This window comes from Flavobacterium sp. 2755 (assembly GCF_031455715.1).
Taxonomy (GTDB): domain Bacteria; phylum Bacteroidota; class Bacteroidia; order Flavobacteriales; family Flavobacteriaceae; genus Flavobacterium.
Window position 1 is genome coordinate 1 of record NZ_JAVDTG010000017.1, and the last position, 13,852, is coordinate 13,852.

At 32.5% G+C, this 13,852-nt stretch carries 11 protein-coding genes; 6 read left to right on the plus strand and 5 right to left on the minus strand.

What is annotated here, in order from left to right; genetic code table 11:
- Positions 1 to 176: 176 nt before the first annotated feature.
- On the minus strand, positions 177 to 860 hold the full coding sequence (locus tag J2Y38_RS24325; protein WP_309847904.1) for a DUF4294 domain-containing protein: 684 nt from the start codon (positions 858 to 860) through the stop codon (positions 177 to 179).
- Between the two features lie 81 nt (positions 861 to 941).
- On the opposite strand from J2Y38_RS24325, the gene J2Y38_RS24330 reads away from it, so the two are divergent.
- The 6 genes from J2Y38_RS24330 (at position 942) to J2Y38_RS24355 (ending at position 9,666) form a co-directional block, all read left to right on the plus strand.
- Entirely contained in the window at positions 942 to 2,030 is a 1,089-nt protein-coding gene (locus tag J2Y38_RS24330) for a M42 family metallopeptidase (protein WP_309847906.1), read from the plus strand.
- A gap of 62 nt (positions 2,031 to 2,092) precedes the next feature.
- Entirely contained in the window at positions 2,093 to 2,773 is a 681-nt protein-coding gene (locus tag J2Y38_RS24335; RefSeq protein ID WP_309847908.1) for a response regulator transcription factor, read from the plus strand.
- Positions 2,770 to 4,131: a HAMP domain-containing sensor histidine kinase gene (locus J2Y38_RS24340; RefSeq protein WP_309847911.1), complete on the plus strand. Its 1,362-nt coding sequence runs from the start codon at positions 2,770 to 2,772 to the stop codon at positions 4,129 to 4,131. The genes J2Y38_RS24335 and J2Y38_RS24340 overlap by 4 nt, the downstream gene beginning before the upstream one ends.
- A gap of 87 nt (positions 4,132 to 4,218) precedes the next feature.
- Complete coding sequence (locus tag J2Y38_RS24345) at positions 4,219 to 5,466, plus strand: TolC family protein (protein WP_309847913.1); 1,248 nt, start codon at positions 4,219 to 4,221, stop codon at positions 5,464 to 5,466.
- A gap of 12 nt (positions 5,467 to 5,478) precedes the next feature.
- A complete protein-coding gene (locus J2Y38_RS24350) occupies positions 5,479 to 6,564 on the plus strand; it encodes an efflux RND transporter periplasmic adaptor subunit (protein WP_073487946.1) in 1,086 nt (361 codons plus the stop codon).
- Between the two features lie 3 nt (positions 6,565 to 6,567).
- Positions 6,568 to 9,666, plus strand: coding sequence for a CusA/CzcA family heavy metal efflux RND transporter (locus J2Y38_RS24355; protein WP_309847917.1), 3,099 nt, complete (start codon positions 6,568 to 6,570; stop codon positions 9,664 to 9,666).
- Between the two features lie 179 nt (positions 9,667 to 9,845).
- On the opposite strand, the gene J2Y38_RS24360 is transcribed toward J2Y38_RS24355, so the two are convergent.
- The 4 genes from J2Y38_RS24360 to J2Y38_RS24375 all read right to left on the minus strand — a co-directional run bounded on the left by J2Y38_RS24360 (position 9,846) and on the right by J2Y38_RS24375 (position 13,836).
- Positions 9,846 to 10,229, minus strand: a complete 384-nt coding sequence (locus J2Y38_RS24360; RefSeq protein ID WP_309847919.1) for an ankyrin repeat domain-containing protein — start codon at positions 10,227 to 10,229, stop codon at positions 9,846 to 9,848.
- A gap of 467 nt (positions 10,230 to 10,696) precedes the next feature.
- Positions 10,697 to 11,827, minus strand: coding sequence for a glycosyl hydrolase (locus J2Y38_RS24365; RefSeq protein WP_309847921.1), 1,131 nt, complete (start codon positions 11,825 to 11,827; stop codon positions 10,697 to 10,699).
- Between the two features lie 32 nt (positions 11,828 to 11,859).
- Positions 11,860 to 12,813 carry a phosphoribosylaminoimidazolesuccinocarboxamide synthase gene (locus J2Y38_RS24370; RefSeq protein ID WP_309847922.1) on the minus strand — a complete coding sequence of 318 codons (954 nt, stop codon included), beginning with the start codon at positions 12,811 to 12,813 and terminating at the stop codon, positions 11,860 to 11,862.
- 198 nt (positions 12,814 to 13,011) lie between these two features.
- Entirely contained in the window at positions 13,012 to 13,836 is an 825-nt protein-coding gene (locus J2Y38_RS24375) for a Cof-type HAD-IIB family hydrolase (protein ID WP_180860604.1), read from the minus strand.
- Between the last annotated feature and the right edge of the window lie 16 nt (positions 13,837 to 13,852).

Here is a 13,852-nt window from a genome sequence, read left to right on the forward strand (position 1 = left end):
AGTATCATGAATTAAATTTTCTTTATACGTGACGTAGACACACTGCTGTGCGTTTCTACGGAGAATTGGATCTTTAATTTATTCTATACATATATATGTATAAAAAATAAACCCGACAGGTTTCTAAAATCTGTCGGGTTATGAGAATGAAATCTACACTCTTATATATATGTATGTTATTTTTTGTTGAGCTCCTTGGCTTTGGTTTCCCAATGTTCCATAAGGTTATTATAATTTACGGGATTGGCTGGGGTTTGATTTAATAGACGCCCAGATTCGAAACCGCGTACAAGAATTGTTTCTATTAAATAGTCTTCGTTTACATCGTAAGGTTTGTATTCGGTTTTTAAACTTATGTCGAATAAATTGGCTGTTGTATTTGAAACGAAGGCTTTGAAACCACTTTTTAGGTTTTTGATTAACTCATAAGTTGTTTTACCGGTTTGGCGATACACCAATTTTACAAGAATCTGCCCTTGTTTTCTGGAAAGCTTTTTAAGTCTGTCTTCGAATTCATTATTAAGGTAGTCTTCTACGATCTTAAAATACTTCTTTTTTTCACGATTGGTTTTCAATCGCGCCATTCCGTTATTTAGTGCTGTTAATCTATCTGCAGCCAATCTTGCATAAGGATACACTTTATAGACTCTGTTTTGCAGAATCTGAAACTGCTTCATTTCTTCGGCACTCATTCTCTCTCCTTTTGAGATAATGATCTCGGGCAGCTGAATGGTATCATTCAAAATCGAATCTTGTTCGGTTAATATATAGCCCATTTCCTGATTTTCTTTTGGAGTAACTTGGGCTTGACTTGTAAATGCAATCAATAATAAAAACAAAATACTGTAGGTAAATCTCATGGAGTCTTAATTTAAATGTAAAATTATATATTTATACACAACTCTAATACCAAATTTATAAATTAGCGCAAAAATATTTTTATGAGTACAAAATCTATCTTAAATGATACTTCTGTTGCTTTCCTGGAAAGCTATCTAAATAACGCTTCGCCGACTGGTTACGAAAGTGAAGGGCAAAAATTGTGGATGAATTATTTGAAACCTTATGTTGATACTTTTATTACTGATACATATGGTACAGCTGTGGGAGTTATTAATCCGGATGCTCCTTTTAAGGTTGTAATTGAAGGGCATGCTGATGAAATTTCGTGGTATGTAAATTATATTACGGATGATGGTTTATTATATGTAATAAGAAATGGGGGCTCAGATCATCAAATTGCTCCTTCGAAAAGGGTTAATATTCATACTAAAAAAGGAATTGTAAAGGGTGTTTTTGGATGGCCGGCGATTCATACTCGTTTGCGAGATAAAGAGGAGATTCCGAAACTAAGCAATATTTTTATTGATTTGGGCTGTGAAACTAAAGAGCAGGTTGAAGCAATGGGTGTTCATGTAGGATGTGTGATTACTTATCCTGATGAATTTATGATTTTGAATGAAAACAAATTTGTATGCCGCGCAATTGATAACAGAATGGGTGGTTTTATGATTGCTGAAGTTGCTCGTTTATTACATGAAAATAAAAAGAAACTTCCTTTTGGATTATATATTGTAAACTCGGTTCAGGAAGAAATTGGTCTTCGTGGTGCCGAAATGATTGCGCATACGATTAAACCAAACGTTGCGATTGTGACTGATGTTTGTCACGATACCACTACTCCAATGATTGATAAAAAAGTTGAAGGTGATTTGAAAATGGGTAAAGGTCCTGTTATTGCTTATTCTCCAGCTATTCAAAATAAACTTCGTGATTTAATTGTAGATACTGCCGAAGAAAATAAGATTCCGTTTCAGCGTCATGCAACATCGAGAGCAACGGGAACTGATACTGATGCTTTTGCTTACAGCAATGGCGGTGTGGCATCGGCTTTGATTTCTCTTCCGTTGCGTTATATGCATACAACGGTTGAAATGGTTCACAAAGAAGATGTAGAAAATGTGATTCAGCTGATTTATGAATCGCTTTTGAAAATAGAAAACAATCAGAGTTTTTCTTATTTCCAATAATATTTTTAGAAACATAAATTCGGCTGTTTATTTTAACAGCCGAATTTATAAACAAACACAGCATGAAAATTTTACTACTCGAAGACGATTTTACTTTATCTAAAGAAATCTCCGCATTCTTTACTACTAAAGAATTCGAGTGTATACCTTATTATGATGGTTCTTTATTATTAAAAAAATATTTTCCTTACGAGTATGATTTAATCATTCTCGATATTAATGTTCCCGGAACAAACGGCATTGATGTTTGCAAAGGAATTAGAGAGGTTGATAAAAAGACTCCTATTATAATGTTGACGGCTTTTAGCGAAATTGAAGATAAACTCGCTTCTTTTGATAATGGCGCCGATGATTATTTGGTTAAGCCTTTTCATTTTGATGAATTGTACGCCCGAATTTTATCTTTATTAAGGAGAAAAGAAATCCCGCAGCAAACAGAAAAGAAAATTATTATTGAAGATTTAGAAATTCTGGAAGAAGAAATGAAGGTTTTTCGCTCTGGCGAAGAAATTAAGCTTACTCCAAAAGAGTTTAAATTGATTTTAATTTTGGCTCATGCCAAAGGAAAAGTTTTGTCTAAACAATTTATTGCCGATAAACTTTGGGATTATCATATCGAAACAAATCAAAATACAATTGAAGTTTATATTAATTTCCTTCGAAAAAAAATTGATAAAGATCACGAGATAAAACTTATCCGCACCAAAATTGGATACGGGTATTATTTAAGTAACGAAGAATGACTTTAAAAAACAGAATATCACTTTTAGTAAGCTTACTATTTACAATCCTTTTTGGGTTGGCTTCTACGGTGATTTTTGTTTTGTATTCTAATTTTAGAAAAGAAGAATTTCGGGATCGTTTAGAAATTAAAGCACTTTCGAACATTAAGCTTTTGGTTAATGTAAAAGAAGTTGATGATCAGCTTTTGAAGATTATTGATCAAAACTCAATCAATAAGTTATATGACGAAAAGACTTTGGTTTTTGATTCTCATTTTAAACTTATTTACAGCAGTATTGATGATGCTAAAATAAACTGGTCTGTTGAGGATTTAAAATACCTTAAAAAACATAAAACTTTCTTTAAACAGCAAGGTGATTATGAGGTTTATGGTGTTTTTTACGATACGAAGGATAAAGATTTTTATGCTTTAATTTCGGCTACGGATGATTATGGAAAGAGAAAACTACTTTTTTTAAGATATACTCTCATTATATCTTATATTTTATTTACTTGTATCTGCTGGGTTTTAACTTCATTTATGGTTAAAAAAGCCATGAATCCGCTGAGTTTATTTCATCAGAAAATAAAAAATATCAACGAAAATAATCTTGATACTCGTATTGCTTCAAAAAATAATAAAGATGAAATTGATTTGATTGCCAATGAATTTAATTTCATGATGGACCGCATTGAGGTTTCTTATCAAAAACAAAAAGAGTTTACGGCGCACGCTTCGCATGAACTTAGAACGCCTCTTTCGAGAATTACGGCACAAATAGAAAATACAGTTGCTGATCCTGCTACTTCTGCAAAGGGAAAAACTTTCTTAACTACTATTTTATCTGATGTTAATCATTTAACGGAATTGATTAGTTCTTTATTGATATTGTCTAAAATTGATAACAATAAAAATAATGAGAACAATGAAGTTCATAGAATGGATGAAATTCTATTCTCGGCAATTGAAAATTTAAAAAAAAGTTTTCCTGAGTTTGTCATTTTATTTGAAATTGAAGAAAGCGACAATTTAGATACGGCATTAGAAGTTAAAGGTAATAAAAACCTTTTGGAGATTGCTTTAATTAATGTTTTAAAAAATGCCTGCGTTTACTCAGATAATAAACAGGCTTTAGTAAAAATAAGCACTCAGGAAAATCATTTGGTCATTTCAGTTTTAAATACTGGAAATACTTTAAGTGAAACAGAACAAAAAAATCTTTTTCAGCCTTTTATGCGCGGAAAAAATTCTAAAGGAACATCTGGTTTTGGTCTTGGTTTACGTATTGTAAACCGTATTTTAACGTTGCACAAATCTTCTATAACTTACAGTATACCAAATAGTAAAGAAAATTTATTCCAATTATTCTTTCATTAATATTTTATTTTAAGCTAATTTTAAGGTAGATTTTAAGCACTCTTAAAGTCTGGCGATAGCATATTTGTACAAAATAAAATAGATACAATGAGAAAACTATATGCATTATTACTACTTGTACTCCTTAATCAGGTAGTTATGGCTCAAAAAACAATCACACTTCAGGATTGTGAGAGTCAGTTTCTTAAAAATAATCTTTTTTTGTTAGCATCTCATTATAATATCGATGCCGCAAAAGCAATGACCATTCAAGCCCGAATATGGGACAATCCAACAATTACTGCAGAATTAAATGCCTACAATCCTGAAAGGGATAAATTCTTTGATATTGGGAAAGAAGGACAAAAGGTATTTGGTATCGAGCAGTTAATTTATTTAGGAGGTAAAAAACGCAATGAAGTTAAACTGGCACAAACTAATGAACAATTAGCAGAACTTCAGTTTAATGATTTACTTAGAACATTAAAATTGCAGTTACGCCAGAGTTTTTATACGGTTTATTACAATACAAAAAGTCTTGAAATAACAGATAAACAGCTTGTTCATATTGAAGATTTAATTAACTCCTACTCTATTCAGGCTCAAAAAGGAAATATTCCTTTGCGTGATGTTGTTCGTTTACAATCTCTATATCTGAATTTTAAAAATGAAAGAATGGAAGTTGTGAATAACAGTATTGAAGAACAGGCAAATTTAAAATTGTTGTTGAATTCAACTGAAACAATAATTCCAGATGTCTCTAAAGATGATTTTAATAAATATTTAAAAATTATTCCGTTTGATTTAAGATCTTTTGAAGATGATGCTATAGCCAATCGTCCAGATTATTTAGCCAAACAAAAAGAGATTGAAGCCAATGAACTGAATGTAAAATGGCAAAAATCACTTTCGATTCCTGATATTACTTTAGGTGCAAATTACGATCAACGAAGCGGTGCTTTTAATAGAGAGGCAAATGTTTCTCTTGGAATTCCGCTTCCACTTTGGAACAAAAACAAAGGAAATATTAAAAATGCTCAGGTCGTTTTGGAACAATCTAAAGTAGAAAAACAAAATTTTGGACTTCAACTGGAAACTGAAATTACATCGGCATGGAATAAATGGGATGAATCCCGTAAAAACTATGCGGTTATTAAACCAACGGTAAACTCAGATTTTGAAGCTGTTTATAATGGAATCTTAACCAATTTTCAAAAACGAAATATCAGCTTATTAGAATTTACTGATTTTATGGAAAGTTATAATCAGGCTAATATTCAGTTAAATGAATTGAAGAAAAAACTGGCTCTATCAGGCGAAGAATTGAATACTACCATTAACAAGGATTTATTTTAAAATTAAATAATAATGAAACATACACTAATTATAGGAATTGCAATTGTAAGCTTATCTCTTACGAGCTGTAAAAAGGAAGTAGAAAATCCTCAAACGAATACTTCTTTCGCCTTGAGCGATAGTATGCTAAAAACTACAAGTACAGCAACTGCAGAAAAACAAACTGTAAAAAACGAATTGAGTTTTTACGGAAAAATTACAGCCGATAATAATAAACTAATTGATGTTTACCCGCTTGTTGGCGGAAACGTGATTAAAGTAAATGTGGAACTTGGAGATTATGTAAAAAAAGGACAAGTTCTGGCAACGATAAAAAGTACTGATATTGCTGATTTTGAAAAGCAGTCTATCGATGCTAAAAGTGATTTACTGGTTGCAAAAAACAACTTGAAAGTGGCAACGGAATTATTTGACGGAAAATTAAATTCTGAAAGTGATGTATTACAGGCAAAAGCCGAAGTAAATAAAGCACAGTCTCAATTGAGTAAAATTCAGGAAACTTATAAAATCTATAATATTAAGGCGGGTTCAATTTATGAAGTTACAGCGCCAATCAGCGGATTTATTATTCAAAAAAGCATCAATCAGGATATGCTTTTACGTTCTGATCGTTCTGAAAACATTTTTGACATTGCTGAAATCAGTGAAGTTTGGGCGATGGCTAATATTAATGAAATTGACATCAATAAAATTAAGTTAGGAATTGATGCAAGTGTAACAACCTTAAGTTATCCTGATAAAGTTTTTAAAGGAAAAGTGGATAAAATTTTCAATGTAATTGATCCTGAAACAAAAGCGATGCAGGCACGCATTAAACTTCAAAATCCGGGGTTTTTATTAAAACCAGATATGAACGCCAATATCAAATTATCATATAACGAAAATGAATCAATGATTGCAATTCCAAGTAATGCGATTGTTTTTGATAAAAGTAAAAATTTCGTCATGATTTTTAAAGATCGCCATAATATCGAAACAAGACAAGTTGAAGTTTACAGAGTTGTTGGCGACACAACTTACATTTCAAGCGGTTTAAAGGAAAATGAAAAAGTCATTACCAATAATCAATTATTTATTTATCGCGCTTTAAACGATTAAGACATGAACAAATTCATACGAAATATAATTGCTTTTTCACTTAAGAATAAAGCATTTACCTTTTTTTGGGTTGGAATATTGGCAGTTGCCGGATTCATATCCTTTAAAAATATGCCGATTGACGCTTTTCCTGATGTAACGAATACTCAAATTATCATCATTACGCAATGGAATGGTAAAAGTGCCGAAGAAGTAGAACGTTTTGTTACTACTCCTATCGAAATCTCGATGAACTCGGTTCAGAAAAAAACAAGCGTTAGAAGTATTACGATGTTTGGTTTATCTGTAATCAAAATTATTTTTGATGATGGTGTTGATGATACTTTTGCTCGTTTTCAGGTAAACAATTTACTTAAAAATGTGACACTTCCAGATGATGTTGAACCAGATGTTCAGCCGCCGTACGGGCCAACTGGTGAAATTTTCAGGTATATTGTAAAAAGTGACAGCCGCGACAGCCGTGAGTTGTTGACTTACCAAAACTGGGTTATTGACAAACAATTACGTGCCGTTCCCGGAGTTGCTGATTTGAACGTTTTTGGAGGACAAACAAAAACTTATGAAGTAGGTGTTGATCCTGTAAAATTAGCTAAATATAATATCACACCGCTTCAAGTTTATAATGCTGTAAATTCAGGAAACTTAAATGTTGGTGGTGATATTATCGAAAAAAATGGACAGGCTTTTGTGGTTCGTGGTGTTGGGCTTTTAAAATCAATATCGGATATTGAAAACATTATTGTAGATGATGCTCACGGAAATCCAATTTTGGTAAAAAATGTAGCTTCTGTTTATGAAAGCTCGATGCCAAGAGTCGGGCAAACCGGAATTGGCAAAAATGATGATGCCGTTGAAGGGATTGTTGTAATGCGTAAAGGTGAAAATGCGCAGGAAACTTTAGCCTTAATTAAAGATAAAATAAAGGATTTGAATGATAATGTTCTTCCGAAGGATATTAAAATTGAAACTTTTTACGATCGTGACAACTTAATGAATTTCACTACCGAAACGGTAATGCACAATTTATTTGAAGGTATTATTCTGGTTACATGCGTTGTGTTTCTTTTCATGGCAGACTGGAGAACTACTTTTACGGTTTCTATCGTAATTCCGCTTTCTTTATTATTTGCCTTTTTATGTTTGAAAATGATGGGAATGAGCGCCAACTTACTGAGTTTAGGAGCGGTCGATTTCGGGATTATTATTGATGGTGCGGTTGTAATGGTCGAAGGATTATTTGTTGTACTCGATCATCGAGCGCATCAATTGGGAATGACGGCTTATAATAAAATTGCAAAAGGTAGTATTATTAAGAAAACGGGAACAGAAATGGGTAAAGCCATCTTTTTCTCTAAACTTATTATTATTACCGCTTTACTGCCCATATTTTCATTCCAGAAAGTAGAAGGAAAAATGTTCTCTCCTCTGGCCTATACATTAGGTTTTGCCTTAATGGGAGCATTACTTTTTACTTTGACTTTGGTTCCGGTTTTATCTCATATTTTATTGAATAAAAACGTAAAAGAAAAAAACAATCCGTTTGTAAACTTTTGGGACAGAAATGTGGCAAAAGGTTTTGCCTGGACCTTTAAGCATAAAGTAAAAACTTTAGTGATTTCATTAAGTGTGATTGCTGCAACTTTTTTCTCTGCTACGTTTTTAGGAACAGAATTTTTACCTCAGTTAAATGAAGGAGCTTTATGGGTAACCGCTGAATTACCAATGAGTACTTCATTGCCTGAAAGTGTGAAAACCGCGGCAATGATTCGAAAAGATCTAGAAAGTTTTCCTGAAGTGAAAAATGTGCTTTCGCAAACCGGAAGAAGTAATGACGGAACGGATCCTAACGGATTTGGATTTATTCAGCTTCAGGTTGATTTGAAGCCGAAATCAGAATGGACGCGAAAAATCACGATGGATGGTTTGATTAATGAAATGGATAACAAACTGAAAGTTCACCAAGGAATTACGTATAATTATTCTCAGCCTGTAATTGATAACGTTGCAGAGTCTGTAGCTGGTTTCAAAGCTTCGAATGCGGTTAAGATTTATGGTGATGATTTAGATAAATTAGATGAATTGTCGAATCAGGTTTTAGAAAAAATTAAAAATATTCCTGGTATTAAAGATGTCGGGATTCTTAGAAATGTTGGTCAGCCTGAAATTAGTGTAATTCTGGATCGAGAAAAAATGGCTGCTTATGGCGTAACATTAAGCGATGCACAGGCGGTTTTAGAATTGGCTTTTGGAGGAAAAACAGCTACTCAAAAATATGAGGATGAAAAGAAATTTGATGTTCGAGTTCGTTTTTCTAAAGAATATCGTAAAGATGAAGAAGATTTGGCGGAGTTAAAAGTACCAACCATCAGCGGAGCAAAAATTCCTTTAAAAGAAATCTGCGATATTAAAACGATAACTGGTCCGGCTTTTATTTACAGAGATAATACAAAACGTTTTATTGGTGTAAAATTCTCAGTTCGTGACCGAGATTTAGGAAGTACCATTGCCGAAGCACAATCTAAAGTGGCAGAAGTAAAAATGCCGCCGGGATATACAACAGGATGGACTGGAGAATTTGAAAATCAGGTTCGTGCAAGTGCGCGTCTGGCTCAGGTTGTACCAATCAGTTTAATTGGAATATTTGTGCTGTTGTTTATTTTGTTTGGAAATTTCAAAGATTCACTATTAGTTTTAGCCAATGTTCCATTTGCCGTAATTGGAGGAATTATTGCTTTACACTTAACCGGAATGAATTTCGGGATTTCAGCAGGAGTTGGATTTATTGCTTTACTGGGAATTTGTATTCAGAATGGTGTTATCCTGATATCAGAATTTCATCATAATCTCAAGGCAAAATTCTCACTTGAAGAATCCATTTTTATGGGAGTAAAAGCGAGAACAAGAGCCGTAGTTATGACTGCACTTATGGCTTCGATAGGTTTAATGCCGGCAGCAATTTCTACGGGAATTGGTTCTGAATCTCAAAAACCTCTTGCAATCGTAATTATTGGAGGTTTGGTAACAGCAACAATCCTGACGTTATTAGTATTCCCTATTTTATTCTGGATATTCAACAAGAAAAAACATGCTCCTATAGAGTAGCAGCATTTACAATAAAATTAATTTTTGGTTAGGTTAATTTGATTTAGAATGAAAAAGCACCATTAAAATTAATGGTGCTTTTTTACTTATATAAATTATGTAACGAAACAATAAGGTATAAAAAAACGGCCATCCGCTCAAAGAAGGCCGTTTGTACTAACTCAAACTTTTTTAAACTATTATTTTGCGTCTTTTAAAAGTGCAATAGCTTCTGTTGCATTTGATAATTGTGCATATTTTAAAGCTGTATATCCTTTTTCATTTTTGTCATATGCATGAGCTCCTGCAGCTAATAATACTTTAATAATTTCTACTCTGTTATAACGAGCAGCTGTCATTAATGGAGACATATCATCTGCTTTTTCATTTACATCAGCACCGTATTCAATAAATTTCTTTACTGTATCGATATCTCCTTTACTTACTGCAACTACTAAAGGTGTTCCTCCGTATACAGCTGATACTTCAACTTGATTTTTAACAATTGATGAGTTGTTAGAAGCTGTTGCTACATTTACAAATGTTACTAAAGCTAATCCTAAATAAATAACTGAATTTTTCATAATGATTGGGTTTGTTAAATTGATTGATAAATATTTGATTGATAATGAATTACTTTTAAATTCTTGACAAATGTAATTTAAATTTCGGTACATTGTATTACCAAGTACTTTGTTTTAACTAATTCTTAACGTTTTATTAATGAATTCGAAATATTGTCTTTCTAAAATTGAAATTCTATATAAAAGACGCTACAAATGTAGAAATGTTACACGAATTCAAATATTTTTTCATTTTAGACAGTAGATTTTTTAAGAAAAATTAAAAGCAATCCTTTACGTTTTTAACTATACAATATTATTATGCTTAAAAAAGGCAGATTTTTTTCATTAAAACAAAATTTTTAAGCAAGATTTTATGGATTTCTCACTAAAATAAAAAACTTTAACCGCAGGTATATAAAATAAGAAAAATCCTAAAATACAACGAAATAGTTTTTAGGGTTAAATCAAAAAAAAGAGGAAATTATTTAAAATTTCCTCTTATAAATGTTCTTCAAATCATTTTCAAATAAAGTGTAGGGATCGTTATAGAATTTAATAAAGTCCTGTTCGCTTATTTGTCCCGGAAATGGAGCGTAATAATGTGTTGGACTTTTGGCATCATTTCGCCAAACTAAAATATAACAGAGTTCAATTTTTTCTTTTTGCAGAGATTTCAACAGCGTTTCTGTCCACCATGCGGCGTTTGGGATTGATTCTAAGCCTGTTTCAGTAAAAGCCGCCAGTTTATTCTTTTTAATAGCGGTATCTGATATTATTTTGAGTCTTTTGATACCAACTTCTAAATCATATTTTCCATCACGTCCAAAATCGCCGTAATCGTCCATTCCAAATAAATCGACATGATCATCTCCGGGATAACGTTCTAAATATTCTGATTCAGAATTAAATCTGGTATCTGGAGAAAAAGCATAAATAAAATTATGGACTTTTAAAGTATCTCTTAAATACGAAACGGTAAACTGCCAGACTGCTATAAAATCTTCGCGGGAAGTATATTTTTTTCCCCACCAAAACCAATCACCGTCAAATTCATGAAAAGGCCTGAAAATCATTGGGACCAATTTTCCGTCTTTTGCTTTTACAGAATGAGCAAAATCGGCAATGGTTTTTAAAATTTCCTTGTATTCTTCGTGATGCGAGCCTCCTTTTTTAATTAATGACATTGCAGCTACAGAAACTGAATCTTTCCAGTAAAATCCGTCTTTGGAAACCGGATTATTAAAATGCCAGGAAACAGTTGTGATTCCGCCGCGTTCGTAAGTATCAATAACATTCTTTCTTAAAACCGCTTTTGTTTTTTCAATTTCTTCTTTTGAATGCCCTGAAAAACCGCTGAAATCAATTCCAATAACAGCAGGATGTGAACCGGTAACTAATTTAACATCCGATTTATTGGGTTCATTGCTCCATCCGTGACCATATTCTAAAGCGTGTTGATGGCCAAACAGAATATGTTCTTTTGAAATAGCTTTTAAATTATAGTATAAAATCCTGGTTTCTTTTGTGGCATTTTTATCAATCTGCGCAAAAAGAAAATGCCCTGTTATCATACATATAGATAACAAGGCATTTTTTTTATTTGTTATAAAGTTCATGGTTTAAATAGTTAGTTTAAACCCGAAAATTACTATTTAGAAGCTAAGTATTGTAATACGTTTTTATCAATACGTTGGTCAATATTATCAATATCTGCTTTCACGAATTTTTCTCCTAAAATATTCTCGTACAATTCGATATATCTTTCAGAAACAGATTCAATATAAGCATCTGTCATATCTGGAATCTGTTGTCCTTCTTGTCCTTGAAAACCATTTTCAATTAACCAGCGGCGCACAAATTCTTTAGATAATTGTTTTTGCTCCTCTCCTTTTTCTTGTCTTTCAGCATATCCTTCAGCATAAAAATAACGAGAAGAATCCGGAGTATGGATTTCATCAATTAAAACAATTACTCCATCTTTTGTTTTTCCGAATTCATATTTAGTATCTACCAAAATTAATCCGCGAGAAGCTGCAATTTCAGTTCCTCTTTGAAATAAGGCACGAGTATATTTTTCTAAAACTAAATAATCTTCTTCTGAAACAATTCCTTTTGATAGAATATCTTCACGAGAAATATCTTCATCATGCGAACCGTTATCTGCTTTTGTAGTTGGTGTAATAATTGGTTCCGGGAATTTATCATTTTCTTTTAAGCCATCTGCCATAGCTACGCCGCAGATTTGTTTTCTTCCTGCTGCATATTCACGTGCTGCGTGTCCTGAAAGATATCCGCGAATTACCATTTCTACTTTAAAAGGCTCGCATAAATGTCCAACAGCAACGTTTGGATCTGGAGTTGCAATTAACCAATTCGGAACAATATCCTGCGTTAATTCCATAAATTTTGTCGCAATTTGATTCAAAATTTGTCCTTTGTACGGAATTCCTTTTGGTAAAACCACATCAAATGCCGAAAGTCTGTCAGTTGCTACCATTACTAAAAGATCGTCGTTGATGTTATAAACTTCTCTAACTTTTCCGCGGTAAACTGATTTCTGATTCGGGAAATTAAAATTTGTGGTTGTAATTGTATTGCTCATTATCTTGTTGTGTTGTTTTTTATGAATGCAAATTTAAAATTATTTCAGAGAGTTACATCATCAAAGAAAAAGATAAATAAGAAATGTTATTAATTGGGTTTGGTTTGCCACGAATTACACAAATTTTCACGAATTGTTTGTTGAAGCAATTGAATTGATTCTGCTAATAAAAATTCGCGGAATTCGTGGCAAAAAACTCTAGACTAGTTCTTTATCCAGTATTTTTGAAGCGATATATTTTGCTACACCATCTTCGGCATTTGTTTTAATAACTTCTAAATCAGGCAAAGTTTCTTTTAATAATGCGGGTGCATTCCCCATGATTAAACCTTTTCCTGATGCTGATAACATTTGAACATCATTAAAACCGTCTCCAAATGAAACTGCTTCGGCTAAAGTGAAACCTTCTTTTTCCAAAACTTGTTCAATTGCAACGGCTTTATCTATTGACTTGTCCATAAATTCCAAACAAGTTGGTAAACTGAATGCATGGTGCAAATGTTCTGAAGAATTGGCTAAAACGTCATCTTTTAGTTTTACTAATTTTTCATGGTTATCGCATGAAAAGAATATTTTAATAGCGCCAAAATCTTCCAGTGTTTTATAATCTACTAATTCCGGACGGTAATTTAATTCTGACTGATAAGCATTCAGCTTTTCACTTATTCTGTTGGTCTGCCAAACATTTTCTTTAAACAAAACTACCGTGATTTCAGGATCGATTTCAACATTTAAAGCTGCTTTTACTACATCACTGTTTAAATTAAATGCAAAAAGTTCTTCTTTATTTGGTGAATGAATTCTTGCTCCGTTTGAACTCACTAAATAAACGGGAACCTCAAGCGTTTCCACAATAGCCATTGCATCAAGATGATGACGGCCTGTTGCAACAACTAAAAGATAACCTTGATTGTGAAGTTCCTGAAAAATGGATTTAGTATAATCTGAAATTTTGTGTTGAGTGTTGAGTAAAGTTCCATCAAGATCACTTACTACAACTTTTATATTTTTAAGTTTTGTCATATCAATATCAAATATT

What these genes read in the sequence shown, in the direction of transcription:
- J2Y38_RS24335 (WP_309847908.1), top strand. Translation starts at nt 2,093, where the DNA reads ATGAAAATTTTACTACTCGAAGACGATTTTACTTTATCTAAAGAAATC.
- J2Y38_RS24360 (WP_309847919.1), bottom strand. Translation starts at nt 10,229, where the DNA reads ATGAAAAATTCAGTTATTTATTTAGGATTAGCTTTAGTAACATTTGTA.
- J2Y38_RS24350 (WP_073487946.1), top strand. Translation starts at nt 5,479, where the DNA reads ATGAAACATACACTAATTATAGGAATTGCAATTGTAAGCTTATCTCTT.
- J2Y38_RS24370 (WP_309847922.1), bottom strand. Translation starts at nt 12,813, where the DNA reads ATGAGCAATACAATTACAACCACAAATTTTAATTTCCCGAATCAGAAA.
- J2Y38_RS24345 (WP_309847913.1), top strand. Translation starts at nt 4,219, where the DNA reads ATGAGAAAACTATATGCATTATTACTACTTGTACTCCTTAATCAGGTA.
- J2Y38_RS24325 (WP_309847904.1), bottom strand. Translation starts at nt 860, where the DNA reads ATGAGATTTACCTACAGTATTTTGTTTTTATTATTGATTGCATTTACA.
- J2Y38_RS24355 (WP_309847917.1), top strand. Translation starts at nt 6,568, where the DNA reads ATGAACAAATTCATACGAAATATAATTGCTTTTTCACTTAAGAATAAA.
- J2Y38_RS24330 (WP_309847906.1), top strand. Translation starts at nt 942, where the DNA reads ATGAGTACAAAATCTATCTTAAATGATACTTCTGTTGCTTTCCTGGAA.
- J2Y38_RS24375 (WP_180860604.1), bottom strand. Translation starts at nt 13,836, where the DNA reads ATGACAAAACTTAAAAATATAAAAGTTGTAGTAAGTGATCTTGATGGA.
- J2Y38_RS24365 (WP_309847921.1), bottom strand. Translation starts at nt 11,827, where the DNA reads ATGAACTTTATAACAAATAAAAAAAATGCCTTGTTATCTATATGTATG.
- J2Y38_RS24340 (WP_309847911.1), top strand. Translation starts at nt 2,770, where the DNA reads ATGACTTTAAAAAACAGAATATCACTTTTAGTAAGCTTACTATTTACA.